This window comes from Streptomyces subrutilus, assembly GCF_008704535.1.
Classification (GTDB): domain Bacteria; phylum Actinomycetota; class Actinomycetes; order Streptomycetales; family Streptomycetaceae; genus Streptomyces; species Streptomyces subrutilus.
In genome coordinates, this window is sequence record NZ_CP023701.1 from 2,570,075 (window position 1) to 2,596,776 (window position 26,702).

Annotated in this window: 16 protein-coding genes and 1 tRNA gene; 2 read left to right on the plus strand and 15 right to left on the minus strand. The window is 71.9% G+C overall.

Annotation, left to right across the window (positions count from 1 at the left end; all coding sequences use genetic code 11):
• Nucleotides 1-77: 77 nt before the first annotated feature.
• From CP968_RS10930 to CP968_RS10990, 13 genes are all read right to left on the minus strand, one after another.
• Nucleotides 78-734 carry an arsenate reductase/protein-tyrosine-phosphatase family protein gene (locus tag CP968_RS10930; protein WP_229886116.1) on the minus strand — a complete coding sequence of 219 codons (657 nt, stop codon included), beginning with the start codon at nucleotides 732-734 and terminating at the stop codon, nucleotides 78-80.
• Nucleotides 731-1,378, minus strand: a complete 648-nt coding sequence (locus CP968_RS10935; RefSeq protein ID WP_150517832.1) for an L-threonylcarbamoyladenylate synthase — start codon at nucleotides 1,376-1,378, stop codon at nucleotides 731-733. Before CP968_RS10935 ends, CP968_RS10930 begins: the two co-directional genes overlap by 4 nt.
• Nucleotides 1,379-1,427: 49 nt before the next feature.
• The gene (gene prmC / locus CP968_RS10940; protein ID WP_150517833.1) at nucleotides 1,428-2,273 is read right to left on the minus strand and encodes a peptide chain release factor N(5)-glutamine methyltransferase; all 846 of its coding nucleotides are present in this window, start codon (nucleotides 2,271-2,273) and stop codon (nucleotides 1,428-1,430) included.
• A 50-nt stretch (nucleotides 2,274-2,323) separates the two neighbouring features.
• Nucleotides 2,324-3,403 (minus strand): peptide chain release factor 1, encoded by a 1,080-nt coding sequence (gene prfA, locus CP968_RS10945; protein ID WP_150517834.1) that lies wholly within the window; start codon nucleotides 3,401-3,403, stop codon nucleotides 2,324-2,326.
• Between the two features lie 168 nt (nucleotides 3,404-3,571).
• The gene (gene rpmE / locus CP968_RS10950) at nucleotides 3,572-3,790 is read right to left on the minus strand and encodes a 50S ribosomal protein L31 (RefSeq protein ID WP_150517835.1); all 219 of its coding nucleotides are present in this window, start codon (nucleotides 3,788-3,790) and stop codon (nucleotides 3,572-3,574) included.
• 206 nt (nucleotides 3,791-3,996) lie between these two features.
• Nucleotides 3,997-5,094: an LCP family protein gene (locus CP968_RS10955; protein ID WP_150517836.1), complete on the minus strand. Its 1,098-nt coding sequence runs from the start codon at nucleotides 5,092-5,094 to the stop codon at nucleotides 3,997-3,999.
• A gap of 368 nt (nucleotides 5,095-5,462) precedes the next feature.
• On the minus strand, nucleotides 5,463-7,586 hold the full coding sequence (gene rho / locus CP968_RS10960; protein ID WP_150517837.1) for a transcription termination factor Rho: 2,124 nt from the start codon (nucleotides 7,584-7,586) through the stop codon (nucleotides 5,463-5,465).
• Nucleotides 7,587-8,113: 527 nt separating this feature from the next.
• On the minus strand, nucleotides 8,114-9,040 hold the full coding sequence (gene thrB, locus CP968_RS10965; protein ID WP_150517838.1) for a homoserine kinase: 927 nt from the start codon (nucleotides 9,038-9,040) through the stop codon (nucleotides 8,114-8,116).
• A gap of 331 nt (nucleotides 9,041-9,371) precedes the next feature.
• Complete coding sequence (gene thrC, locus CP968_RS10970; protein WP_150517839.1) at nucleotides 9,372-10,442, minus strand: threonine synthase; 1,071 nt, start codon at nucleotides 10,440-10,442, stop codon at nucleotides 9,372-9,374.
• A 6-nt stretch (nucleotides 10,443-10,448) separates the two neighbouring features.
• On the minus strand, nucleotides 10,449-11,741 hold the full coding sequence (locus CP968_RS10975) for a homoserine dehydrogenase (protein ID WP_167536789.1): 1,293 nt from the start codon (nucleotides 11,739-11,741) through the stop codon (nucleotides 10,449-10,451).
• A 158-nt stretch (nucleotides 11,742-11,899) separates the two neighbouring features.
• Nucleotides 11,900-13,291 carry a diaminopimelate decarboxylase gene (gene lysA, locus CP968_RS10980; RefSeq protein WP_150517840.1) on the minus strand — a complete coding sequence of 464 codons (1,392 nt, stop codon included), beginning with the start codon at nucleotides 13,289-13,291 and terminating at the stop codon, nucleotides 11,900-11,902.
• 19 nt (nucleotides 13,292-13,310) lie between these two features.
• Nucleotides 13,311-14,273, minus strand: coding sequence for an ArgS-related anticodon-binding protein NrtL (nrtL, locus tag CP968_RS10985; RefSeq protein ID WP_150517841.1), 963 nt, complete (start codon nucleotides 14,271-14,273; stop codon nucleotides 13,311-13,313).
• A gap of 403 nt (nucleotides 14,274-14,676) precedes the next feature.
• On the minus strand, nucleotides 14,677-15,156 hold the full coding sequence (locus CP968_RS10990; protein ID WP_373304022.1) for a response regulator: 480 nt from the start codon (nucleotides 15,154-15,156) through the stop codon (nucleotides 14,677-14,679).
• Between the two features lie 99 nt (nucleotides 15,157-15,255).
• Here CP968_RS10990 and CP968_RS10995 point away from each other — a divergent pair.
• Both CP968_RS10995 and CP968_RS11000 read left to right on the plus strand, forming a co-directional pair.
• Nucleotides 15,256-15,327, plus strand: a tRNA-Arg gene (locus tag CP968_RS10995).
• 662 nt (nucleotides 15,328-15,989) lie between these two features.
• A complete protein-coding gene (locus tag CP968_RS11000) occupies nucleotides 15,990-17,561 on the plus strand; it encodes a CBS domain-containing protein (RefSeq protein WP_150517843.1) in 1,572 nt (523 codons plus the stop codon).
• Nucleotides 17,562-17,621: 60 nt separating this feature from the next.
• Here CP968_RS11000 and CP968_RS11005 read toward each other — a convergent pair whose 3' ends face one another.
• On the minus strand, nucleotides 17,622-19,883 hold the full coding sequence (locus CP968_RS11005) for a UvrD-helicase domain-containing protein (RefSeq protein ID WP_150517844.1): 2,262 nt from the start codon (nucleotides 19,881-19,883) through the stop codon (nucleotides 17,622-17,624).
• Nucleotides 19,880-26,647: a DEAD/DEAH box helicase gene (locus tag CP968_RS11010; protein WP_150517845.1), complete on the minus strand. Its 6,768-nt coding sequence runs from the start codon at nucleotides 26,645-26,647 to the stop codon at nucleotides 19,880-19,882. The genes CP968_RS11005 and CP968_RS11010 overlap by 4 nt, the downstream gene beginning before the upstream one ends.
• Between the last annotated feature and the right edge of the window lie 55 nt (nucleotides 26,648-26,702).

Here is a 26,702-nt window from a genome sequence, read left to right on the forward strand (position 1 = left end):
GGGGGGGTGCGCAGGGGTGCTCCGGGCGGGCGGGCGGCCGTCCGCCGGCCCGGGGCCGGCCCGCGGCCCCCGCGGGGTCAGCGCGGTGTGGTCACGCCCGTCAGCGCGGTCACCACGGGCTCCAGCGCCTGGTTGATCTCGTCGCCGATCGAGCGGAAGAAGGTGATGGGGGCGCCGTACGGGTCGTAGACCTCGTCGGCGTCGGGCGACGGGGCCAGCAGCCAGCCGCGCAGCGCGGCGGCGGCCCGCACCAGGGTGCGGGCGCGCTCCCCCATGCCGTCGTCGAGCGGCGGCAGGGTGGCCGGGTCTATCGCCCGGACCAGCCGGGTGAACTCCTTCAGCGTGAAGGTGCGCAGTCCCGCCGAGTGGCCCATGGAGATCACCTGGGCACGGTGGTCGCGGGTGGCGGTCAGTACCAGGTCGGCCCGGATGACGTGCTCGTCGAGCAGCTCGCGGCCGGTGAAGCCGGAGGCGTCGGCGCCGAAGTCCGCGAGGACCGCGGCCGCGTTCGCCTCCATCGGGGCGCCTTCGTGGCCCCAGGTGCCGGCGCTCTCCACGATGAGGTCCCCGGCGACGGGGCCGCCGAGGCGGTGCGCGAGGGCGTGCCGCGTCAGCCGCTCGGTGATGGGCGAACGGCAGACGTTGCCGGTGCTGACGTGGAGGATGCGGAAGGCTTCCGTCCCGGCGGCCGCCGGGAGGTGTCCCCTTGCTATGCCACGCCCCTCAGGGCTCACGGGGCGACCTCGAGGTCGGGTACGACCTCCCGCAGCTGGTCCGCGGAGAGTGCGCCCTCGCGCAGCAGGACCGGGACCTTCCCGGTGACGTCGACGATCGAGGACGGCTGGATGCCGGGGGTCGGGCCGCCGTCCAGGTACACGGAGACGGAGTCGCCGAGCATCTCGCGGGCCGCGTCGCAGTCCTCCGGTGCGGGGTGCCCGGTCAGGTTGGCCGAGGAGACGGCCATCGGGCCGACCTCGGTCAGCAGCTCGATCGCGACGGGGTGCAGGGGCATGCGCACGGCGACGGTGCCCTGGGTGTCCCCGAGGTCCCAGGCGAGCGACGGCTGGTGCCTGGCGACGAGGGTCAGCGCGCCCGGCCAGAAGGCGTCGACGAGCTCCCAGGCCTGCTCGGAGAAGTCCGTGACGAGCCCGTGCAGGGTGTTCGGGGAGCCGATGAGCACCGGGGTGGGCATGCCGCGGCCGCGGCCCTTGGCGGCGAGGAGGTCCTGTACGGCCTCGGGACTGAAGGCATCCGCACCGATCCCGTACAGGGTGTCGGTGGGCAGCACGACGAGCTCGCCGCGGCGCACGGCGGATGCGGCTTCGCGCAGGCCCGTCTTGCGGTCCGTCGCGTCGTTGCAGTCGTATCGCCGGGCCATCAGCGGGCCTCCTCGTGCAGCAGGGGGGTTGCGGTAGGGGTGGTGCCGCTCACGGCAGCGCCTTGCGGGCGGTGGCGAAGCGGGGGCGCTTGTTGAGGTCCGGGTGGTCCGCCGCGTCGGCCCAGCCGCGCTCCTCGGCGAAGATCCACGGCACCTGGCCGCCCTGGGTGTCGGCGTGCTCGATGACGACGATCCCGCCGGGCCGCAGCAGGCGGTGCGCGGTGCGCTCGATGCCGCGGATGGTGTCGAGGCCGTCCTCGCCGGAGAAGAGCGCCATCTCGGGATCGTGGTCCCGGGCCTCGGGGGCGACGTACTCCCACTCGGTGAGCGGGATGTACGGCGGGTTGGAGATGACCAGGTCGACCTGGCCGTCCAGCTCGGGCAGCGCGCTGAGCGCGTCGCCCTGGTGGACGCTGACCCGGGAGCCCTCGGCGTTCTTGCGGGTCCAGCGCAGGGCGTCCTCGGACAGTTCGACGGCGTGCACGCGCGAGCGCGGCACCTCCTGCGCCATGGCCAGGGCGATGGCGCCGGAGCCGGTGCACAGGTCGACGATCAGCGGTTCGACGACGTCCATCGCCCGGACGGCCTGTATGGCCCAGTCCACGACCGACTCGGTCTCGGGCCGGGGCACGAAGACCCCGGGGCCGACCTGGAGCTCCAGGTACCGGAAGAAGGCGCGGCCGGTGATGTGCTGGAGCGGCTCGCGGGCCTCGCGGCGGGCGACGGTCTCCCAGTAGCGGGCGTCGAAGTCCGCGTCCTTGACGTGGTGCAGTTCCCCCCGCTTGACGCCGTGCACGAAGGCCGCGAGCTCCTCCGCGTCGAAGCGCGGTGAGGGCACGCCGGCGGCGGCCAGCCGCTGGGTGGCCTGGGCCACCTCGGCAAGCAGCAAGTTCACGCTGGTCCTCCGGGCTGCTGTCGTACGGGGGGTGCGGGGTCGGGCGGGGGTCAGTGCGCGGCCGCGAGCTTCGCGGCGGAGTCGGTGTCGACGCAGGCCTGGATGACCGGGTCGAGGTCGCCGTCGAGCACCTGGTCCAAGTTGTACGCCTTGAAGCCGGTCCGGTGGTCCGAGATCCGGTTTTCCGGGTAGTTGTACGTACGGATCTTCTCGGACCGGTCCACCGAGCGCACCTGGCTGCGGCGCACGTCGGAGGCCTCCTGCTCGGCGGCCTCCTGGGCCGCGGCCAGCAGCCGCGAGCGCAGGATGCGCATGGCCTGCTCCTTGTTCTGGAGCTGGCTCTTCTCGTTCTGGCAGGAGGCGACGACGCCGGTGGGGATGTGCGTGATGCGCACGGCCGAGTCGGTGGTGTTGACGGACTGGCCGCCGGGGCCCGAGGAGCGGTACACGTCGATGCGGAGGTCGTTCATGTTGATCTCGACCTCGACCTCCTCGGCCTCCGGGGTGACGAGCACGCCGGCGGCGGAGGTGTGGATGCGGCCCTGGGACTCGGTGGCCGGTACGCGCTGGACGCGGTGGACGCCGCCCTCGTACTTCAGGCGGGCCCAGACGCCCTGGCCGGGCTCCGTGGCGCCGTTGCCGCCCTTGGTGCGGACGGACACCTGGACGTCCTTGTAGCCGCCGAGCTCGGACTCGGTGGCGTCGATGATCTCGGTCTTCCAGCCGACGCGCTCGGCGTAGCGCAGGTACATGCGCAGCAGGTCGCCGGCGAACAGGGCGGACTCGTCGCCGCCCGCTCCCGCCTTGACCTCCAGGAGGACGTCCTTGTCGTCGCTGGGGTCGCGCGGGACCAGCAGCAGGCGCAGCTTCTCGGTGAGCTCCTCGCGCTGCGCGGTCAGCTCCTTGACCTCGGCGATGAAGTCGGGGTCGTCGGCCGCGAACTCCTTGGCCGTCTCGATGTCCTCGGTCGACTGCTTCCAGGCGCGGAAGGTCGCCACGATCGGGGTCAGCTCCGCGTAGCGCTTGTTCAGCTTGCGCGCGTTGGCCTGATCGGAGTGGACCGAAGGGTCGGCGAGCTTCTTCTCAAGATCGGCGTGTTCGCCGATCAGTTCCTCGACCGCCTCGAACATCGGGGGACTCCTGGGGTGAAAGTACGGGGGGACTGCGGGGTGACGGGCCCGGGGACCGGGCGACCGCCTGCGGGCCTGCGCGGGACGGCGCCGGACCGACGACAAAGGCGCCGGTCCGGCCGCCCCCGCGTGGACAGGGGGCGGCCGGTGACCGGCGCCTGGGTCGCGCTACTTCTTGGCCGCACCCTTGCCGAAGCGGGCCTCGAAGCGGGCCACGCGGCCACCGGTGTCGAGGATCTTCTGCTTGCCCGTGTAGAACGGGTGGCACTCGGAGCAGACCTCGGCTCGGATGGAGCCTTCGGTCAGGGTGCTACGGGTGGTGAACGCCGCTCCGCAGGTGCAGCTGACCTGGGTCTCGACGTACTGGGGGTGAACATCGCGCTTCAAGGTGTCTCCTAGATTCGGGAGGGCGCCGGGTCGCAGGAGCCGAATTGCGCGCTGCGTGAACCGGGGCCGACAGACCAGTCTGCCAGGACCGGGCCGCCTGTCAAAATTCCGAGGACGCCTCCCTCAACGGGGACGGGCGGCCGGGTATTCCGCACCCCGCCCGGAGGCCCGGCGGGCCCGGGCCCGGGAGCGCCGGGAGAGACGGCCTAGCGGACGATCCCGCCGGCGGCGCCCTTGTCGCCCATGGAGTCGACGGTGGCCTCGGGGGGGATCGGCCGGTCGGCGAGAAGGGCCTCCCAGACCAGCCGGGTCTCCTTGGGGAGCGGGGCGACGCGGTCGGGGTCGCGCGGGTCCGCGGTGACCGGCAGGGTGATCATCTGCATGTCCTGCGCGCCGATGCCCTGGAGGCTCTGGGCGAATCCCATGAGGGACTTCACGTCGCCGAGGGCCTTGTCGGTGGTGACGGCCTTGGTCCCGGAGTCGGCGAGGTCGAGCAGCTTCTTCGGGTTGTCGAACAGGCCGATGCCCTTGACCTGCTTGATCAGGGCCTTGATGAAGGCCTGCTGGAGCTGTATGCGGCCCAGGTCGCTGCCGTCCCCGACGCTCTTGCGGGTACGGACGAGGCCGAGGGCCTGCTCGCCGTCGAGCCGGTTGGTGCCGGCGGGCAGGTCGAGGTGGCTGGCGCCGTCCTTGATGGGCTTGCCGGTGGTCACCTCGACGCCGCCCAGATCGTCGATGATCTTCTTGAAGCCGGTGAAGTCGACTTCGAGGTAGTGGTCCATGCGGATGCCGGACATCGTCTCGACGGTCTTGACCGCGCAGGCCGCCCCGCCGACGGTGTACGCCTCGTTGAACTGCCGGCGCCGGCCGCCGGGGTCGGTCCTGCCGCCGCTCGTGGCGCAGGCCGGGCGGGGGGCCATGGTGTCGCGGGGTATCGATACGACGCTGGCCTTCCGGTGGCCCTCGTAGACGTGGACGATCATCGCGGTGTCCGAGCGGGCCGAGCCGCCGTCGTCCCGGCCGTACTCGCCGTTGGCCCCGCCGCGGGAGTCCGAGCCGAGGACGAGGATGTCCATCGAGCCGTTGTCGGCGTTCTGCGGGCGGTCCTTGCCGAGGGCGGCGTCGATGTCGACGGTCTTCAGGTTGCCGTTGACCTTGAAGTAGACGTAGCCGAGGCCCGCGCCGCCCAGCAGCACCACGCCCGCGGCGCTCCACGCGGCGACGGCGAGGGCCTTGCGGCGGGCGGGCGGCTTGCGGCGGCGGCCTGGGCCGCGCCGGCCGCGGCCCGTGCTGTCCTGGCTCATGCTCTCCTCGGTCCTTGAGTCCGGTCACCTGTCCCCGCGGCGCCGACGCTGCGGTCCGCTGACACAGACGGGGGAACGCCGTTCAGGGTTCCACGGCCGGTGGGGTGCCCGGCTCCGGTCCCACGACACTCCCCCGGGCGCGAACTCCGCGCAATGCCCTTCCCACCTGGGTGTTTACGGGGCCGCGCGGTCCGGCGGCAGCGGGAGCGGCGCGGTGCGGGGTGTGGCGAAGCTCGCACCGCGGCCGGGCGGGCGCACAGGCGGCCCACAGGGGCCGCACAGCGGGCGCGCGGTGCGGGGCCGGGACGACGCACGGCCGCCCCCGCCGCGGGTGCGGTGGGGGCGGCCGTGGTGACGCGGGGCGGGACTCAGTCGTCGTTCTTGCCCGACGGGGTCGTCTTCGCGATCTGCATCAGGAACTCGGCGTTCGACTTCGTCTGCTTCATCTTGTCGAGCAGCAGCTCGATCGCCTGCTGCGAGTCGAGCGCGTGCAGCACCCGGCGCAGCTTCCAGACGATGGCGAGCTCCTCCGCGTTGAGGAGGATCTCCTCCTTGCGGGTGCCCGACGGGTCGACGTCGACGGCCGGGAAGATGCGCTTGTCGGCGAGCTTCCGGTCGAGCTTGAGCTCCATGTTGCCGGTGCCCTTGAACTCCTCGAAGATCACCTCGTCCATGCGCGAGCCGGTGTCGACCAGCGCGGTGGCCAGGATGGTCAGCGAGCCGCCGTCCTCGATGTTGCGCGCGGCACCGAAGAAGCGCTTCGGCGGGTACAGCGCGGTCGAGTCGACACCACCGGACAGGATGCGGCCGGAGGCGGGCGCCGCGAGGTTGTACGCGCGGCCCAGACGGGTGATGGAGTCCAGCAGGACGACCACGTCGTGACCCAGCTCGACGAGGCGCTTGGCGCGCTCGATGGCCAGCTCGGCGACGGTGGTGTGGTCCTCGGCCGGACGGTCGAAGGTCGAGGAGATGACCTCGCCCTTGACCGACCGCTGCATGTCGGTGACCTCTTCCGGACGCTCGTCGACCAGGACGACCATCAGGTGGCACTCGGGGTTGTTGGTGGTGATCGCGTTGGCGATCGCCTGCATGATCATGGTCTTGCCGGTCTTCGGCGGGGCCACGATCAGGCCTCGCTGGCCCTTGCCGATCGGCGACACGAGGTCGATGATGCGGGTGGTCAGCACGCCCGGGTCGGTCTCCAGGCGGAGCCGGTCCTGCGGGTACAGGGGCGTCAGCTTCTGGAACTCCGGCCGGCCGCGGCCGGATTCGGGCGCCATGCCGTTCACCGAGTCCAGACGCACGAGGGCGTTGAACTTCTCGCGGCGCTCGCCGTCCTTGGGCTGGCGCACGGCACCGGTGGTGTGGTCGCCCTTGCGCAGCCCGGCCTTGCGGACCTGGGCGAGGGAGACGTACACGTCGTTGGGGCCGGGCAGGTAGCCCGAGGTCCGGATGAACGCGTAGTTGTCGAGGATGTCGAGGATGCCCGCGACGGGGATCAGCACGTCGTCGTCGGCGACCTGCGGCTCGGCCGGCGCGAACTCGTCGCGGCCGCGACGGCCCCGGCGGTCGCGGTAGCGTCCGCGGCGGCCGCGGCGGCCGCCCTCGTCGTCGAAGTCGTCCTGCGGGCCGTTGTCCTGACGGTCCTGCCGGCCCTGCTGACCCTGGTTCTGGCCCTGGCCGCGGCCGCCCTGCTGCTGGCGGTCGCCGCGCTCGGCGCGGTCCTGACGGCCGCCGCCCTGGGCACCCTGGGCGCCCTGCGAGGAGCCGCCCTGACCCTGACCCTGACCCTGCTCGTCGGCCTTGGCGCCGCGGTCGCGGCGGTCGCGCTGGCGCTCGCCGCGCTCCGTGCGCTCGCCGCCGCGCTCACGCCGGTCGCGCCGGCCGCGGCCCTCGCCGTCCTGGCCGGCGGAGACCGCGGTGGCGGTCTCGGCCTTGGCCTCCGCCTGGGCGGGGGCGGCCGTGGCGGTCTCGGCCTTCGTCTCGACCTGCACGGCGGCGGGGGCCGAGGACTCCGGGCTGCCGGAGGGGGCCGTGGCCCGGCGCCGGCGGCGCTCGCCGGCCGGGGCCTCCTCGGCGTCGCCCGTACGCGAGGGGCCGCCCGCGGGCTGGCCCGGGATCTCGATCTGCGCCTGCACGGCGGGCTTCTCGGCGGGCGCCTCGGCGGCGGTCTCGCCCGTACGGGCCTTGCTGGTGGCACGGCGCTTCGGCTTGGCCTCGGCGGTGTCGGCGGCGCCGGCCGCCGCGGAGGACGCGGCCTTGGGGGCACTGCCGCCCGCCTGCGCCTCCTTGATGACCTCGATCAGCTGGCTCTTGCGCATGCGCGCGGTGCCCCTGATTCCGAGGCCCGACGCGACCTGCTGCAGCTCGGCGAGGACCATGCCGTCAAGGCCGGTGCCGGTGCGGCGGCGCTTGGTGGCAGCGCCCGCGGCGGGGGCACTGGCGTCGACAGAGGTGTCGGCAGCGCCCATCAGATCGGTGGTGTCGCTCACGAAGGGTCCTTCCCTGGAGCGGACGTCGGCCTGTCTGGCTCGGCGACCGGTTGTGCTGTCCGACAGCAGTCCTAGGTGTGTGGACCGTGCCGGGGCGGTGGTCCGCCGGTAGAGGTACGGCGGAGAGAGACGTGCATGGGTGGTTCGGCGAGAAGCCCCCGAGCTGGAAGCGTGGGAATGTCACGCCGAATCCGGAGCGTGCTCGAAACTGCTGGAGTGATCAAAGCAGTCGGGGAGGCTCCCGGAGAAAAAGTGGTCCCGAAGGGGGACGCTGAGCACCGAGCCATGGCGGCTTCGGATGCGCACTTGAGACTAACACTACCGGATCCAACAGATATTCCCCCTCTCGGTCACCGGCGATGGCGCCTTCCGGTGCGGACGGCCTGCCCTGGCCGCCCGCTCCGACCGGTTCGTGTCACCACGGCCGGCCGCGGCGGGTGCGGGCGGCGGCCGGGTGGCGCGGCGGCTCGCCGGGCCTGGCCCGCGCACCGCTCCGTCACCCGCCCGACCTGCCCGGACGGTCCCGCTCAGCTCCCCTGGGTGCCCAGGGGAAGCACGCTCGCGCCCGCGGCGTCGAGTGCGAGCCGGTTGGCCGCCCACCCCTCGCCGGCGAGCTGCGCGACCTTGTCGGCCGCGCCGTTGTCGACCAGCGCGAGGACCGTGGGGCCCGCGCCGGAGATGACCGCGGGGATGCCGTCCGCCCGCAGCCGTGCGACGAGTGCCACGCTCTCGGGCATCGCCGGGGACCGGTAGTCCTGGTGGAGCCGGTCCTCGGTGGCCGGCAGCAGCAGCTCGGGACGCCTGGTCAGGGCCTCGACGAGCAGGGCCGCGCGGCCCGCGTTGGCGGCCGCGTCCACGTGCGGGACGTTGCGCGGCAGCAGGCCGCGCGCGGTTTCCGTCAGAACGGGCCGGGAGGGGACGAAGACCACCGGAACGATGGAATCCGAGGGCTCCATACGGATCGCCTTGGCGCTGCCCCCGTCCATCCAGGCCAGCGTGAAGCCGCCGAGGAGACAGGCGGCGACGTTGTCGGGGTGGCCCTCGATCTCGGTCGCCAGCTCCAGCAGCGCCGCGTCGTCGAGCCGGGTCTCGCCGCCTATGGTCACGGCGCGGGCGGCGACGATGCCGGCGCAGATGGCGGCGGAGGAGGAGCCGAGGCCGCGGCCGTGCGGGATGCGGTTGGCGCAGACGACCTCCAGGCCGCGCGGCTGGCCGCCCAGCAGGTCGAAGGCGGTGCGCATGGAGCGTACGAGCAGGTGGCGCTCGTCGCGCGGGAGGGTGTCGGCCCCCTCACCGGCGATGTCGATGTTCAGGCCGGAATCGGCCACCCGGACGACGACGTCGTCGTAGAGCCCCAGGGCCAGGCCCAGGGCGTCGAAGCCCGGGCCGAGGTTGGCACTGCTGGCGGGGACGCGCACCCGTACGGCGGCGGCGCGGAACGCGGGACCGGCCATCGTCCGATGACACTCCTTGTGACTGTGCGAGATCGTCGCTCTTCGCTGGCTCGCTGTGAATGTACTGGAGAACGCACGACACCCGAAGGCCCTCGGGGCAGCACCGCGAGTCATATGCGGTGGCGGATGTAGGTACAGCGTATCGAAGGAAGGTTCCCTCGCGACATAGGGCGCACAGGAGGCGCACGATGCGTGTCGCGGGCTCCGGCGGCACTTTTGTCGTCGTACGGGGTGAGTTGCCGGGTTCCGCAGGCTCGACGGAGCCCGCGCAACCCGGCACTCGGGCCGGGCGCGGGCCGCCGGGTGTCCGGCGGCCGCGCCCGGGAAGCCGTCAGACCAGGCCGAGGCGGACGGCCGCGGCTTCGGCGTCCACCGGGATGGTGACCGGCTGCGGGGCGCCGGCGACGGCCCAGTCGGGGTCCTTCAGGCCGTTGCCGGTGACCGTGCAGACGATCTTCTGGCCCGGGTCGACCAGGCCCAGCTCGGCGGCCTTGAGCAGGCCGGCCACCGAGGCGGCCGACGCGGGCTCGACGAAGACGCCCTCCTGCGAGGCCAACAGGCGGTAGGCCGCCAGGATCTGACGGTCCGTGACCTCGTCGATGAAGCCGCCCGACTCGTCGCGGGCGGCGAGGGCGTAGTCCCAGGAGGCCGGGTTGCCGATGCGGATCGCGGTGGCGATGGTGTGCGGCTCCTTGACGACCTCGCCGCGCACGATCGGCGCGGAGCCGGAGGCCTGGAAACCCCACACGCGGGGCGTACGGGAGGCGAGGCCGTCGGCCTTGTACTCCTTGAAGCCCTTCCAGTACGCGGTGATGTTGCCGGCGTTGCCGACGGGCAGCACGTGCACGTCGGGGGCGTCGCCGAGCGCGTCCACGATCTCGAACGCGGCCGTCTTCTGGCCCTCGATGCGCACCGGGTTGACCGAATTGACCAGCGCCACCGGGTAGTTGTCGGACAGCGCGCGGGCGAGGTCGAGGCAGTCGTCGAAGTTGCCGTCCACCTGGAGGATCTTGGCGCCGTGCACCAGCGCCTGGCCCATCTTGCCCAGCGCGATCTTGCCGCGGGGCACGAGCACCGCGCAGACCATGCCGGCGCGCACCGCGTAGGCGGCGGCCGAGGCCGAGGTGTTGCCGGTGGACGCGCAGATGACGGCCTTGGCGCCCTCCTCCTTGGCCCGGGTGATCGCCATGGTCATGCCGCGGTCCTTGAAGGAACCGGTGGGGTTGGCCCCCTCGACCTTGAGGTGCACCTCGCAGCCGGTGCGCTCGGAGAGCACCTGTGCGGGGACGAGGGGAGTACCGCCCTCGCGGAGCGTGACCACCGCAGTCGCGGCCGTGACCGGCAGGCGGTCCCGGTACTCCTCGATGATGCCGCGCCACTGGTGGGTGGGATTGCTGCTCATGGGTCCTTACTCCCCTTCAACACGCATGATGCTGGCGACACCGCGGACGGTGTCCAGCTTCCGCAGGGCCTCGACGGTGCCGGTGAGGGCGGCGTCGGGCGCGCGGTGAGTGACGACGACGAGGGAGGCCTCGCCGTCCTTGCCCTGCTGGCGGACCGTGTCGATGGACACGCCGTGCTCCGCGAACGTGGTCGCCACCTGGGCGAGCACGCCCGGCTTGTCCGCCACATCGAGGCTGATGTGGTAGCGGGTGACGACCTCGCCCATGGTGCTGACCGGCAGCTGGGTGTACGCCGACTCGCCGGGCCCCGTTGCCTGGGCGAGCTTGTTGCGGCAGACGGCGACCAGGTCGCCGAGGACCGCGGACGCGGTCGGCGAACCGCCCGCGCCGGGCCCGTAGAACATGAGCCGCCCGGCGGCCTCCGCCTCGACGAAGACCGCGTTGTACGCCTCGCGGACGGAGGCCAGCGGGTGCGTGAGCGGGATCATCGCGGGGTGCACGCGGGCGGTGACCGAGGCGCCGTCGGCGGCCCGCTCCAGGATCGCCAGCAGCTTGATGGTGCAGCCCATCCGCTTGGCGGAGGCGAAGTCGGACGCGCTGACCTCGGTCATGCCCTCGCGGTAGACGTCGTCGAGCCGGACCCGGGTGTGGAAGGCGATCCCGGCGAGGATCGCGGCCTTCGCGGCGGCGTCGTAGCCCTCGACGTCGGCGGTGGGGTCGGCCTCGGCGTACCCGAGGGCGGTGGCCTCGTCCAGGGCCTCCTGGTAGCCGGCGCCGGTGGTGTCCATCTTGTCGAGGATGAAGTTCGTCGTGCCGTTGACGATGCCCATCACCCGGTTGATCTTGTCGCCGGCGAGCGATTCGCGCATCGGGCGCACCAGCGGGATGGCGCCGGCGACGGCCGCCTCGTAGTACAGGTCCCGGCCGTGTTTCTCGGCGGCGGCGTGCAGCGCGGCGCCGTCCTGGGCGAGCAGCGCCTTGTTGGCGGAGACGACGGAGGCGCCGTTCTCGAAGGCGGTGGTGATCAGCGTGCGGGCGGGCTCGATGCCGCCGATGACCTCGATGACCACGTCGATGTCGCCGCGTTCGAGCAGTGCGGTCGCGTCGGTGGTGATCAGGGCGGGGTCGATGCCCTCGCGCACCTTGGAGGGGCGGCGCACGGCCACGCCGGCGAGCTCCACGGGCGCGCCGATCCTCTGTGTGAGGTCGTCGGCGTGCGTCGTCATGATGCGCGCCACCTCTGAGCCGACCACTCCACAGCCCAGCAGCGCCACCTTCAGCGGACGCGTACGCATCATTCGACCTACGCCTTTCGATCTGCACATCGTCAACCCGCGCGCGGATTGCACACCGGTTGTGAACCAGTCTCACTCAATGGACAGCGGTTTCCATCCCCGGTCCAGTGAGTGAGACACCTATTTTGGGGGTCGGCGGGCGTCCTTCAGAAATATGGCCCTCACCCGAGGTCCAGACGCAGAAGATCTTCCTCCGTCTCGCGCCGGACGATCACCCGGGCCGCTCCGTCGCGCACGGCGACGACCGGCGGCCGCAGCGCGTGGTTGTAGTTGCTGGCCATCGAGCGGCAGTACGCGCCGGTCGCCGGCACGGCGAGGAGGTCGCCGGGGGCGAGGTCGGCGGGCAGGAACGCGTCCTTGACGACGATGTCCCCGCTCTCGCAGTGCTTGCCGACGACGCGGACGAGCACGGGCTCGGCGTCGGAGGTGCGCGAGACCAGCGCGATGGAGTACTCGGCGTCGTAGAGGGCCGTGCGGATGTTGTCGGACATGCCGCCGTCGACGCTGACGTACGTACGCAGCCCCTCCAGCGGCTTGATGGTGCCCACCTCGTACAGCGTGAAGGCGGTCGGGCCGACGATGGCGCGGCCGGGCTCGACGGAGATGCGCGGCACGCGCAGCCCGGCGCTCTCGCACTCGCGCGTCACGATCTCGTGGAGGGACTTGGCGATGTCCTGCGGCTCGCTCGGGTCGTCGCCGGAGGTGTACGCGATCCCGAGGCCGCCGCCGAGGTCGATCTCGGGGAGTTCGACGCCGTGCTCGTCGCGTACGGCCGCCAGCAGCCGCACGACGCGCTTGGCGGAGACCTCGAAGCCCGCCATGTCGAAGATCTGCGAGCCGATGTGGGAGTGGAGGCCGAGCAGCTCCAGGCTGTCGTGGCCCAGCGCGCGCCGGACGGCCTCGGCGGCGGAGCCGTCGCCGACGGCGATGCCGAACTTCTGGTCCTCGTGCGCGGTGGCGATGAACTCGTGGGTGTGCGCCTCGACGCCGACGGTGACGCGGATCTGCACGGGCTGCACCACGCCCAGCTCGCGGGCGGTGTGGGCGACGCGGGCGATCTCCTGGAAGGAGTCGAGGACGATCCGGCCGACACCGGCCCCGATGGCGCGGGTGATCTCGTCGGCGGACTTGTTGTTGCCGTGGAAGGCGATCCGCTCGGCGGGCATGCCGGCGGCCAGCGCGGTCGACAGCTCGCCGCCCGAGCAGACGTCGAGGTTGAGCCCCTCCTCCTTCAGCCACTTCACGACGGCCTTGGACAGGAACGCCTTGCCCGCGTAGAAGACGTCGGCGTCCTTGCCGAAGGCGTGCGCCCAGGCGCGGCACCGGGCCCGGAAGTCCTCCTCGTCGAGGAAGTAGGCGGGGGTCCCGAACTCCTCGGCCAGCGCGGTCACCCGGATGCCGCCGACGGTCACGACCCCGTCCGCGCCGCGCTGCACGGTACGGGCCCAGACCTTCTCGTCCAGCGCGTTGAGGTCGGCGGGCGGCGGGGAGTAGTGCCCCTCGGGCAGGACGTCGGCGTGGCGGGGTCCGGCGGGGTGCGCGGAACGGCTCATCGGTATCTCTCTTCGCGGGTCACAGGCGTTCGGGTGCGTCCGTGCCGAGCAGGGCCAGGCCGCCGGCCAGCACCGTCCCGGCGGCTTCGGCGAGGGCCAGCCGGGCACGGTGGGCGGCCGAGGGTTTCTCGTCCCCCTGGGGCAGGACGCGGTACTGGAAGTCGAGCAGGGCGTCGGCCAGCTCGACGAGGTGCCGCACGAGCCGCTCGGGCGCGCGGTGGTGCGCGGCGGCTTCGAGGACCAGGGGGTGGTCGGCGAGCACGCGCAACAGGGCCCGCGCGTCCTCGACCGGGCCGGGTTCGGGACCGAAGCCGAGGTCGCGGGCGTTGCGCAGGAGCGCGCGGCTGCGGGCGTGGGCGTACCGCACGCGGAAGTACTCGCTGGACTCGTCCTGCCGGAGCAGCCGTCCGGAGAACACCGGGGTCTCGCGGGCGGGCACGGCCACCATGGCCCACACGGCGGCGCCGGCCCCGTACCGCGCGACGACGTCGCCGTCGCGCGCGGCGACGGGGGCGACGGGGCCCGGGGCTCCGCCGGCGCCGTCGGGCCGGTGGCCCTGCGCGCGCAGGATCCGCAGGACGGCCGCGCGCACGACTCCCTCGCGCTGCTGGGCAGGGGCGGGGGCGGGGGCCGGCCCGTCGGGGACGGAGACGCCACCGCGGGCGTCGAGGACGTCGAGGACCTCGGGGGCGGAGAGCGGGGGCAGGAAGAAGTTCACGAACCCGGGGCCGGTGACCTCGACCCGCTCGATCCCGGGAACCCGCCCGAGCCGGTGCGCGAGCACGGCGGCGACCTCGGCGGGCCGTATCCGGGCGGTCTTGGCGATCTGGAACGCGACGGGCGACGCGTAGTCCCCCACTCCCCCGGGCCGCGTCCGCTCGACGACCACCCGCCCGGCCGCGCTCCCGGCACCGAGCTCCCCGTCCTCGACGGCGCAGCGCACGGCGTGCGCGACGGTACGGGGGAGGTCGGCGGGGTTCACGGGACCAGCCTAGGGGAGACGTGCGCGCGCGAGGCGAAGGGTTTCGCCATGTGAACAGATGCCGTCCACGGCAGGACCCGACGCGGCGCGACGGGTGGGGCCGGGCGGGGCGATGCAGGGCACGCAGCGGCGGAGCGCAGCAGGACAGGACTGGACAGGACTGGACAGGACAGGACTGGACTGGTCACGTCAGGTCGGGAGGTGGCCGGGGCGCGGCAGGCCACGGCCGTCGAGGACGGCCAGGTCGTCTCTTTCGGATCGTGCGGGTTGAGCCCGCGTCGTCCGGTGCCGTGCATCGGCGCCTCGGCGGGACGCCGGAGTACTGGACGTACGTGGTGTTCCGCCAAGGCGGCGAGGTGCGGTGCCGGGCGGCGCCGGTCAGGCACGATCCGGAAGGGACGCCCTAGCCCCGTCCCCTCCCGGCGGGTGCCCCTTTCCTTCCGTCGCGCCGGTCCTTGCGCTCGACCAGGCGGCGTACGACGCGCACCAGCTCGGCGGGCTCGAAGGGCTTGGCGACGAAGGCGTCCACCCCGGCGGCGATGCCGGCCTCGACCTCGTGCTGCGTACAGGCGCTCACGATGGCGACGGGCACGTCCCGGGTCCGCGGATCGGCCCGCAACTGGGCGGCGGCCCCGAACCCGTCGAGCCGGGGCATGACCACGTCGAGGGTGATGACGTCGGGGCGGACGCGGTGCACGATGTCCAGACACTCGGCACCATCGTTCGCGGTCACGACCTCGAAGCCCTCCAGCTCGAGATTGACCTTGATCAGCTGCCGGATGACCTTGTTGTCGTCGACAACAAGCACCCGGCCCGAGACGCCTGGCACAACTCGAGAGTAGGTCCGCCGGGGCCCCCGCGTCCGGGTTTTCGCCACTTCCACCCCCTCCGGGCGACGCACCCCGCACCGCCCGGCAAACGGGTTCCTGATCACCCCGGTGAAGCTGGTAGTGTTCAACCCGTCGCCGCAAGCGGTGGACGCGCCCCCGTAGCTCAGGGGATAGAGCAACGGCCTCCGGAGCCGTGTGCGCAGGTTCGAATCCTGCCGGGGGCACTCCGGATTAAGGCGCCGACCAGCAGAAATGCCGGTCGGCGCCTTTCTTGTTCATGCCAAAAGACACACGGCCTACCCGACCTTGAGCAATGAGTCCGGCACTGTGCTGAGCTGGGGTTTCACCGCTCCATCCGGGCGAGGTCCCGATGGCCCGATCCCACCGATCACCCCGCGTGGGACATGCCTGGGACGGGAACGCCTCTGTCGAACCCCACCCGACCCCCAACCGCGGTGCGATATGGCCGGACTTCACCCCATGGCGGTGCCTGCAAGATCACCCCCTACGGGCAAGGGCCCGCCTACCCAAACGAGCACCACACCGGCTGGGAGGATGGCCGCTGACCATCGCCGAGCCGGCAGGGCGGTGTTGGACGGCAGACTTCCCGCCCATCGCACCCCCGGGCGGACACAGTCCGCGCCACAGTCGCCGGACCCCCTCCCTGTGGACGACTGGTCGGCGATGCCGGTCACGTCTGCCGAACTGGTGCCGTCCGCAATGGAGACGCCCGCTTGTGGCGCGGTCGTGCCCTCCCCGCCCGATGTACGCACGGCCGAAATCAGCCTGGTCGGTTCGGCCTGCGACGCATGAGATCGCCAGCGCCGGGTTGATCACCGTACGGTGACACCGATCGTCCCGCGTGCCGCCAGGTGGTACTGGGAACGTGACGGACATCCGGATGACCACGGGGGGGGCAGGCGTGACGCGGGCTTGGACGGTGCGGGGCGGGCAGTCAGGGGAACGGGAGCAGGCAGCTCTCGCCGAAGGGCGGGCGATCGTCGGCTGGGAAGAGCTCGGCGACCTCAGCGGCTGCGCGTCGGCCGACGACGTCGGCGAACTGCTGGCGAAGGCGTACCCGGAGGAAGCGGCCGGCACGATCGACAACTGGAAGCGCCAGTTGTGGCGTTTCATCACGATGGACATCGGCGACTACGTGGTCATGCCGCGCAAGCAACTGCCGGTCGTGGCCATCGGCACCCTGACCGGGCTCTACGAGTATCTGCCGCAGGCCGCGCCTGGCTTCAGACATGTCCGCTCCACCGACTGGCTACGCCCCTCGGTGGAGCGGGCGGCCATCCGAGGCGACCTGCGGGACAGCATGGGCGCATTCCTCACGGTCAGCGAACTGAGCCGTCGCGACGCGGCGATGCGCGTCCAGGTGCTCGCCGAGACGGGCTCCGATCCCGGCTACGTGGGTGCCGTCGAGCCGCCGAGTGGGCCGGCAGAACTGGTGCATGACGTCCAGACCAGCGGTACACGCCAACTGACCGCGCGCGATCTGATCGGACTGTGGGGGTGGCAGCGGCGCGCCGCCGAGGTCATCGATCTGGTGGATCACGAGCTGGCCTCGCACGGGCTGCGCGTGGATCCGCACTTCACCGAGGTCCAACTGGACCGCCTGGTAACCGTCTCCGCGAAGGAGACGGCTGAAGCCGAGGACGCACCGGGGGCCGTCCCGGGTGGCGGTATGCGTGCACCAGGAGAGAAACCCGACGTGGAACGGCCCACGGACCGCGATCTCACGTGGCGGATCGGCAGCCTGCCGTTCGTGCGGGAGGTGATCACCGTACGGGTCGGTGATCCGTTGAGCCATGCCGTCACCCCCATGATCGAGCACGACTTCTCCCAGCTCCCGGTCGTGGACCACAACAGCGTGCTGCGCGGAGTGATCACGTGGGAGGGCATAGCCCGCGCCCAATTCGGTGGCGGTACGGCCACGGTCTCGCAGGCCATGGATCCGCATCCGGAGACAGCACGGGAACAGGAAGAGCTCTTCCGCCGGATAGACCGCATCCAAAAGAGCGGCTTCACGATCATCGTCGACGGCGAGAACGCCGTCATCGGCATCCTCACGTCCACGGACCTCGCAGGGCAGTTGAAGGCACGCATCGAGCCGTTCACGCTCCTTGAGGAGCTGGAACGCAGGATGCGCAGGCTGACGAGGCACTTCTCGATGGACGAGCTGCCGCAGAAGATCCGCAAGACGCGAGAGCTGGGCCGCCAGTTCACCCTCGGCCAGTACGCCTTCCTCCTGGAGGACCCGCACTGCTGGGCCAAGCTCGACTGGCCGTACGATCAGCAGCACATGCTCTCGCGGCTGCGCATCGTCACGAAGTACCGCAATGAACTCGCGCACTGGGCGGTCGACGCACCGGCCGAGGACGCCGAGGCACTCGCCGCCACGGCTCGCCTGCTCAAGCTCCTCAAAATCGTCGACCTGGATCCGGCGGCCTGAGTCGTCGCGGCCCCCTGCCGGGGCCGTCGTACCGATACGGACGACGGCCCCGGTGGGGGCTTATCCGGCTGTCAGCGGCGCGAGGAACCTGCTCGGTTCCCCGTGCCAGGTGATGGTGAGGGCGTCCCGGGCACGAGTGGCCGCGACGAAGAGGAGCGACCGGGCCCGCTGGAGCTCTCGCCGGTACCGCACGGGGTCGGTGCGCTCCCAGGCGTCCACCGAGGAACGCGGTACGAGTCCTTCCGCGACACCGGCGATGATCATGCGGCGGTACTCCAGTCCCTTGAACCGGTACATGGTGCCGATGTGGACGCCCTCCTCGTGGCGCGGTCCGTCCTGCGTGATCTCCGTGGACTCGATGCCGCGCTGCTTCAGCCGATAGGCGACCTGGGTGACCATGTCGTTCGTCGGCACGCAGATGGCCATGGCCTCACGGGGCACGTCGTGCCAGGCCCCCAGCTGATCCACCAGCAGGTCGAGCTCCTCGTCCCAGCTTCGGGCTCCCCGCAGGACGGGCTGCGGACCGTGGAGGACGGATCGATATCCGGCCAGGTTGTCGGCTTCTCCGTCCAGGTCGTCGTAGTCGACGCCCTCCAGGACGCCCAGCGCGGAACGCAGGATTTCCCGGGTCGTGCGGTAGCTGAGGGTGAGCCGGGAGGACCGGCCCCGGATGTTGACTCCGAGGCTGCCGAGGGTGACCTGGTTGTCGTAGATCCTCTGGTGAGTATCCCCGACCAGGAAAATGTCATTGGACGTGCTCGGCACCATGGCGCGCAGCATTTTCCAGTGGGCGGCGCTGAGGTCCTGGGCCTCGTCCACCACGATGTGCCGGTAGCGGTAGCGCAGCCAAGCGCCGGAACCGGCCTCGACGTGGACGTTGTGCAGCCCGCCGCGCTCCTCCCGCTCCGCCTCACGCCTGTCGATCTTGGATTTGCGGCCCATTTCCAGCTGCGCGGCACGCTCCGCGACCTGGCGATGGGTCTCCAGACCCTTGGTGTCCAAGCGCTGGGTGAAGCGCTCGGCGAGCTGCCAGATCTCGGCACGTTCCGCCCGGGACACGCTGCGCCCCCGCCCGGCACGCCTGGCCCGGAAGTAGTCGCTGCGGGAGACCACGGCCTGTCCCAGGATCACCTGGTTCCACTCGTCGCTGAGGAAATCCGCGGCCCACCGCTTCTCTCCCGCCTCCACCAGCAGGTCCCGCCACTCCCGCAGGGCCTGGGCATCGTTGATCCTGCGCTTGGAGTTCCCGGGATCGGCCTCGCCGACGACACGCGTGGCCAGTTGGTCCACGTGCTGGATGTCCACCCGGGCCAGGATCTCCGGGCCGCCCAGCGAAAGCAGCCGTGAGCGCAGGTCCGCGGCCAGGTTCTTGTTGAACGTGGTGAGCAGTACCGGCTTGGTATGGCCGGGCGGGAGCTGCTCCACCAGGTGCCGTACCCGGTGCAGCGCGACGATGGTCTTGCCGGTGCCGGGGCCCCCGCCCACCCGGGCCGGCCCCGAGTAGGTGCGGTGCACGAGCTTGTCCTGGGTGGGGTGCAGGAAGATCTTCCAGCGGCCGAAGTCCCCTTCTTCGAGGATGCTCTGCAGGGATTCGTCATCGGTGATGACGACCGCCTGGGAGCGGTCGACGGCGGCCTGCCAGTCCTCGTCGTCGAACTGCTCCTCGGGATCCACCGCGACGGGTGCGGTGACCTCTGCCTTGACCTGCTCGTACGGGACGCCGTCGCACAGCCGCAGCAACACCTCGCCCGTGTGCCGGGGAGCGTACTCGACGAGCCCGAGGAGTTCCTCGTCGGTGGTGAGCCTGAACACGACCGGGATGAGCGGCTCCGCGACACCGAGATCCGCCAGCTGCCGCGCGTCGTACTGGGCGAAGAGGAGCGGCTCGACGGGCCCTGGGGAGACGGCGGCGGGTTCCGGTGCGTCGGCGGCGGCCGTGAGCTCCCGGCGCAGCACGCTCTCCTCCACGACCTGGAGGTCCACGTACTCGATGGCGCCGGTGATCTGGTTGATGCCGTACGCGAGCCGGTCCAGGTTCTGATGGACGTGTCCGCGGTGCTTGACGGAGACGAGGAGCCAGTCGTTGCCGCCGAGGCGGAGCAGCAGGGCCCTGTACTCGCGGTTGACCCGCGCGGACCAGAGGCGGCCGTCGCCCTTGAGGGGCTTCAGGTCGAAGCCGCCGGCCTCGGGGTTGCGCCGGAAGTCGTGCTGGAACTTGTAGACCGCTCCGACGATCGCCCGGTCCAGCTTGACGATTTCCTTGTCCGCCTTGTCCAACAGGCGCAGGGTCGCGCCTGCCGTGGGGGCGCCGGTGACGGTCATCCGTCGTTCTCCTCGTCTTCCTTCTCCGCGCTCACCGGGCCGGTCAGCAGGGCGATCAGTTCGTGGGGGTCCCAGTCGGGTGCGGTACGGACCTGCCAGCCGGCCTTCGCGTAGGCCTGGTCGCGGTCCTCGGCGTCCTGGTCCACGCCGTCGCCGCTGTCCGGCCGGTGCGCCAGGACCACGCCGATGCGCCGGTCCGGCCAGGCCAGTTCGGCCGGCCAGGCGGCCTCTCCGAGTTCGAAGCCCGCTTCGGGTGCTGGTGCTCCCTCGTCGGCCAGCAGAGCCGCGAGTTCGGGCAGCCCCGGGTCGTCCACCAGGTACTCGATGACGTCGTCCCAGGCCGGATCCCGTTGGGCGGCTGGTACGGCCGGTGCGGGCGACCCGGTCCCGGACTCGGCGAGCGCCGGTTCCGGCGTGTTCGCCCGCCGCTGGGAGGTCAGCCAGCCGGCTCCGCCGGTGACGGCGAGCTCCACCGGGTCGAAGCCGCCGAGCTGTCCGGTGGTCAGCTGGACGCCGTCGCCCTCGCCCTCGTTGAGGAACTGGAGCAGGTTGGTCCAGTAGAGCCACGCGTGCCAGCGGCGGCGGTGGGCCGTCTCATCGGCGTTCAGGGTCTCCGCGCTGTCGTCGAGCACGGTGAGCGCCGTCCATGCCGCCCCCTTCTGTCCCTTGCGCAGGTCGAGCGCAATGGTCAGCGGGCAGCCGGAGGAGTCCCGGGTGGCCATGATCTGAACGGCACCCTGCCCACCGGACAAGCGCTGTCCGTGCAGGGCCTCGGCGAGCCGTGCGGCGATCTCCGGGCCGTCGGCGAGGGCCCGGCTGGTCGCCGAGACGGCAGCGAAGCCGGCGAGGGCACTTTGGGTACGCCCCCGCCACAGTTCGGGGTCGGGATCGGTCAGGTATCCGATCAGGGTCTCGACGGGGTTGGCCCAGACGAACCGCCCGAGGTCTCGGGTATCTCCAGCGTGGAGCCGCCGGTGGATGTCCGCGGCGGTCTTCTGCGCGGTGTTCTGGTAGGGCTGCCACACCGGGTCGGGCTGCGGCTTGCTGTCGCCCGTCCACACCTGTACGTCGTCCCACGTGAGCTGGAACACCTGCCAGCCCAGCTCGGAGCGCAGTCGGGTGCGCTTCGCCGCGTCGTCCGCGAGGCGGTTACAGCCGGGGCTCGCGTGGTAGCGGTAGCCGTCGAGGTAGACGGCCACCTTCCGGTCGTCGTCGGTGCTGCGGAACACCACATCGGGCCGGGTGAAGCCGAGCGACGTCTGCGTCTCCATCTCCCAGCCTCGCACCGTTCCGTCGGGTGCCGTGAAGCGCAGCTTGATGTCCTGGCCGCCGTCCGCGGTGAGGGCCGTGCGTGCGCTCACTTCGTCCTTGCGATCGGCCCACTCCAGCAGGCCACGGCGGAAGAGTGCCTCCAGTTCGCTCTCGACCTGGTGGACCAGGGTGATGTCGCGGGTGGTGGCGACGGGTTCCGTGGCCCAGGCGTCGCTCGTCCGGCCGAACAGTTCGCTGAGCATGTCCAGAGCGTGCTCGCGGGAGACGAGCTCGTATTCGCCGTTGCTCACGTGGCGCAGCAGGCACCGGTGGCAGGCGGGCCTGCCCTCGGCCACGCACACGCAGCCTTCGATGACCTCCCGGGCCTTGCGCAGGACGTCCCGCAGCCCGTCCGGCCCGGCCAGGCGGTGCAGGTATCCGGTACCGCCGGGCAGCGTGTCGTAGAGGACGAGGAAGTGCCGACGAAGGCCCGAGTCCCCGCTGCCTTCGTCGGGCATGGAATCGGGTACGACGGCCAGGTGGTCGGGGTCGCCGCCGTAGCTTAGGGCGATGCCGGCCAGCAGCAGTGCCTTGAAGGAGACCAGCCGTTCCTGGGTGTGTGCGGTGACGGCGGGGATGAGGATGCGCAGGGCTTCGGTGCGCAGCTCGTGGGCGAGCAGCACCTTCACCCCCTGCTGGAGTTCCGGCCCTCCCCGTCTGCGGGGGCACCAGGGACGGTGGTATCTGGCGGCCTTGGCCGCGTCGAAGGTGTCGTGTGCGGCGGGCGGACCGCCGTCCGGGTCGGCGAACCCGCAGGCCTCGCAGACCCAGAAGGGGTTCAGCCGGACCTCACGGCCGGCGAAGGCGGTGTCCGGTGCACCGTCCACACGCAGGGCGCCCACGTTGAGGTGGCGGATGCGCGCCTGTCGGGTGAACTCCCAGCCGAAGGTGGCGTGCTGGTGCTTCCACGCCTGCTCGATGTGGTCCCGGTCGATGTCCACGGCCGGGACGATTGTGTAGTTGCGGCGTTCCCGTTCGTCGGAGTCGTCACGCACGCGTACGTCGTCGCGCTCGTCCCTGGAGGTGACGCGGTGGGGCACCAGCACCTTGTGCAGGCAGCCGACGTCACCGATGGCCGGGGACTGGCAGCGCGGGCAGGCGCTGGCGGCCTGCTCGGCCCGGTGGGTGCGGATGTGGCCGCAGTCGGGGCAGATCCGCCACCACAGCCACGTCGGGCGTCCCGGACTGCCGATGTCGAGCCCGGTGATCTTGTGCTTGTAGCCCTGGGCGTAGAAGTGGTTCCCGGGGGCGAAGTCCCTGAGGGCGAGGCCGGCGGTGCGTTGGTGGCGGATCGTCTTGCTCTGTGCCTTGCGGCTGCCGTCGGTGGCCTGCTCGGTCCAGGTGAGGTTCGCCTCCAGCTCGGTCATCGAGTCGATGAGGCTGTAGTTGGGCAGCAGCCCGAGGTCCACCAGTGCACCGTGCGCCGTACCGCGACCGATTTCCTTGATCACTCCCACCGCGGCGCGACGTTCGGCGCGCAGTTCCCGTCCCTGCCGCTCGTGCTCGGGATCGCCGGCGACCAGCAGGCCGTGCGCGCGGTCGATGGCTTCCAGTCGGTGCTGGGTCTCGGCCCTGCGGGATTCCCACTGCTCGTGGGCGCGTTCGAGGGCGGCGCCCAGTCCGTTCGGCCCGGGGTCGGTGGCGTAGGCCGTCAGATCGGTACGGGCCTGCGGGCTCACCCCGGTGCCGCGTTCTTCGTCGTGCGGAGGGAAGAGCGCCAGGAAGTCGCCCACGAGCCGTGCTCCGTGAGCGAGGGCGGCTTCCGTGAACTCGGTCCGCCAGGACGAATCCCGGAACAGCTCGACCGCCAGCCGCGGCAGTGAGGTCACGGGCCGGTCACCGGTGGCGGCAGCCTGCAGTCGCCCTGCACCCGCCAGGTCGAGCAGATGGGCGAGGTACTGGCGGCGCAGGATCTCGGAGGCAGACAGGTAGCAGCCGGGGGGCTGGATCTCCCCGGCGATCATCATCCGGGGGTCTTCGAGGTAGTAGCGGTCGCGGGGGCCTCGGTCGACCATGGTGAGCAGGTACGCGTTGCCGGTGGAGCGGCCGGCGCGGCCCACCCGCTGGATGTAGTTGGCCGGTCCCTTGGGCAGGGACCCGAGGATCACGGCGGACAGGTCGCCGATGTCGATGCCCAGTTCCAGGGTCGGCGTGCAGGAGAGCACCTGCGGGTTGGCGTAGTGGACGTCCGTACCGTCCCGGAACGCCTTCTCCACCGCCTCGCGCTTGGCGCGGCTGAGGGTGCCCGTGTGCTCGGCGGTGTTGATGGTGAAGACGCCCGCCTCCCGGTACATCCGGCGGTAGAAGTCCTCGGTGAAGTCGCGCTGCCGCATTCCCGTCGCCAGGTCCCGGCCGGTGCTGAGGAGGCCGCCACAGCGGTAGCGCGGGCAGGGCTGACCGTGCCACTGGTCGGCCAGGTCGGGATGGACGGTCTGCTCCCAGAAGCAGCGGGGGCAGTGGGCGGTGGCGTCGGCCACGAGGTCGTCCGCGAGCCTGCGGACCTCGATGTGGCCGGGCTGGAGCCCGTAGACCCGGGTGGTGCCGTCCTGGGCGGTGCGGGCCGAGAGGACGCCGGTGTCGGCGAGGGCCGGGAGCAGCCGGACCAGGAGGTCGGTGGCGGCCTCCGGGCGGCGCAGGCCGAGCGCGCGGACGGTCCAGTCCTGGTACCAGCCGAGCCGCCCGGTCAGTACGTCGAAGTCCTCGCTGCCCTGTTTGGGGCTGCCCAGCAGGAAGGAGGGGGCGGACACCCCGGGCGGGAAGGCGGGCATGCCGGGTGTGCGGCCGCCCCAGATCGGCCAGCGGCGTACCCCGGCCTGGTCGAGCCAGGGGTCGAGCCAGGCGTGCCGGACGGCGCCCCGCGTCCGCATCCGCTCCAGCAGGCCCCGTACGAAGCCGAGGTACCGGTCCGGGCCTGGTGTGGAGCCGTCGGGCAGGGCGATCTCATCGGGCGTGGTCCGCAGCAGGTCGCCGACCAGGTCGGCGACGGCCTCCGGGTCGGCGAGCGGTACGTTCCCCGCGACCGTGCGGGTGAGTTCCAGGGTCCGGCCCTGCCGGGACCTGAGGCCGAACTCCATGACGGCGGCGAACGCGAGGCGCTGGGCGATCAGTTCCCACGTCGCGCGGGACCCGCGGCTGCGCCCGGCGAGGAGGGTGTCCACGCCGGGGAAGACGTGGAGGTCGGGCGGGATGACCGCGGCCTGGACGGCCTTGCTGTCGACCACGTCCGCGATGATGTCCGCCGCCAGATCGCTGACCGTGATCGGTTCTTCCTCGTCGATCCGGCTGGCGAGCAGGGCACGGAGGGAAAAAGTGTAGGAGCGGCTGGCGACGTAGCCGGCGCGGTGCGCGGCGTCCTGGACGGAGTCGTTGAAGAGGAGGGTCTTGTTCTCCTTCAGCGTCTTGTCCAGCTCGCCGCCGGTGAACAGCTGGGTGATGGCGGCCGAGGCGAGGGCGGCCAGCCCGGTACCGAGGTAGCGGATGGAGTTGAAGGTCCGGCAGGCGGGGCACTGGTCCGTTTCCGCGGCGCGGTCCCCTGCAAGGTCGGCGAGCACGAAGGCGGCCCCGTGCAGCGGCTTGGCCCGGCGCGGTGTGCCGTCCTCCTCCTCCGCCGCCGGAAGGAAGTCCGACTCCGGGGACAGCGGTCGCAGACGCCCACCCGTCCCCTCCAGCACCATGACGGCCGGCCCGCCGCGCGGGCGCTCGGCGCCGGAGAAGGCCGCCTCGTGCACCTCCTGCTCGGTCGCGGCGATCATGTTGCGCACGCGGCGCTTGTCGCGCCCCACCGAGGCCCGCCGGATCTTGGTCGCGTTGAGGTCGAGGTCGGCGGGGTCGATCTCCGGGGAGTACGCGGCCCAGCCGGAGCGGCCGCACTCCCGGCAGAACACGGCGGGCAGGAACACCTCGGCCGGCGGCGGGGCGCTGTCGTCGGCCGGAACGGCCGTCTCCTCGCCGTTGTAGGGGCTGCTCCGCGGGGCCTCTGCCAAGGGTTTGCGGGCGAGGCGGCCGTGCGAGGTGACCCGCTCGTCGTCCCACCGGAACACGGCGCGCGCCGGGGTGATGCCCCGCAGTACCCGCGAGACGGAGCGCACCCAGTGGTGGATCTCGATCGACAGCAGGGGGCGCCCCGGGCGCTCGGGGTCGGGGTCCCGGGCATGGGACAGCAGGGCGATGTACCGGGCGAGGGCCGTGGCGGCCTTGTCCGGCCGGTGCTTGACGGCCATGCCCCAGTGGTAGGCGTACCGGGGCAGGGCCTCGATCACCTCGTTGATCGAGCGCGGGCTGCCGTCGAGGACCTCCAGGACGGCAGCGGTGAGGCGGTGGCTGCGGAGCCGTCCGCCGAGTTCCTCGGGGGTGAGGCCGCGCTCCCCGGTGAACCGGGCCATCAGCTCGTCCAGCACGCCGGGGTCGCGCGTCGGATCCGGCAGGTCGGCGATCTCGTAGGGATCGGGGAACGGCAGGGAGAAGTCGCTCTCGCCCGCGAACTCCCGCGTGGTGGCCCGGTCCTCACCGATGACGGAATCGGGAGGGAAGGGCACGCCGAAGACCTGTTCGGCGACCTCCAGCATGGTGGGCCCGGTCTGGCCCTGCGGACGGCCGCCGGAACCGTTCTCGCCGAGGGTGGCGGAGGTGGCGACCGGGCAGACCGGTCCCAGGGGACGGCCGGGCTCGGCGAGGCCGCTGACCGCCCCGAGCCGGCGGAGCAGCATCGCCACGTCCGTGCCCTGCGCGCCGTCGTAGGTGTGGAACTCGTCGAGGACGATGTAGGCGAGCGCGCCGTCCTGCCACAGCCGCTGGTCCTCGGGCCGCTGGAGCAACAGGTCCAGCATCTTGTAGTTGGTGATGAGGATGTCCGGGCGGGTCCGCCGGATCTCCTCACGGTCGACCGCGATCCTCGGGTTGGCCTGCTTGAACTCCTGCGACGGCTTGTCGCCGATGTAGAGGGCGGCTTGGACGCCGCCCTCGCGCAGCCGGGCGTCCTTCGGGTCGGCCAGCCGGTCGTTGATGCGGTGCGCCTGGTCGGTGGCGAGGGCGTTCATCGGGTAGAGCAGGATCGCCTTGACACCCTCCTGCCCTGCCTGGCGCTGCCGGAGGCAGTGGTCGAGCACCGGGATGAGGAAGGACTCGGTCTTGCCGGATCCGGTGCCGGTGGTGACCAGCGTGGGCCGGGCGGGACCGTGCAGGGTGGACAGCCGCTCCCAGGCGAGCTCCTGATGGCGGTGCGGCGTGAACGGCTTCTCCGGGTACCAGGTGAGGTGCCGCTTCCACTCCTCGCCCCGGGCGGACCGGAAGGGGGTGCGGACGCGCAGGTAGGGGCCCCGGAAGATGCCGTCCTCGGGGTCGGCGAGGAATCCTTCCAGGGCGCCCCGGGTCCCCTCGTCCGCCAGCGCGTACGTCGTCGCGAGGTACTGGCTCAGGCTGGCCCGTACCTGGTCGGCGGCGAGGGTGGGGCGCACGGGGGATTCTCCTTCTGCGTCTGCATATGGCGTGAGCCAGGGCGGGGCCCGCTCA

Excerpts from the sequence above, each read along its gene's own strand:
- lysA (WP_150517840.1), bottom strand. The coding sequence starts at position 13,291 with ATGAGCCGTTCCGCGCACCCCGCCGGACCCCGCCACGCCGACGTCCTG.
- CP968_RS10955 (WP_150517836.1), bottom strand. The coding sequence starts at position 5,094 with ATGAGCCAGGACAGCACGGGCCGCGGCCGGCGCGGCCCAGGCCGCCGC.
- CP968_RS11005 (WP_150517844.1), bottom strand. The coding sequence starts at position 19,883 with ATGACCGTCACCGGCGCCCCCACGGCAGGCGCGACCCTGCGCCTGTTG.
- thrC (WP_150517839.1), bottom strand. The coding sequence starts at position 10,442 with ATGAGCAGCAATCCCACCCACCAGTGGCGCGGCATCATCGAGGAGTAC.
- CP968_RS10975 (WP_167536789.1), bottom strand. The coding sequence starts at position 11,741 with ATGATGCGTACGCGTCCGCTGAAGGTGGCGCTGCTGGGCTGTGGAGTG.
- thrB (WP_150517838.1), bottom strand. The coding sequence starts at position 9,040 with ATGGCCGGTCCCGCGTTCCGCGCCGCCGCCGTACGGGTGCGCGTCCCC.
- CP968_RS10935 (WP_150517832.1), bottom strand. The coding sequence starts at position 1,378 with ATGGCCCGGCGATACGACTGCAACGACGCGACGGACCGCAAGACGGGC.
- prfA (WP_150517834.1), bottom strand. The coding sequence starts at position 3,403 with ATGTTCGAGGCGGTCGAGGAACTGATCGGCGAACACGCCGATCTTGAG.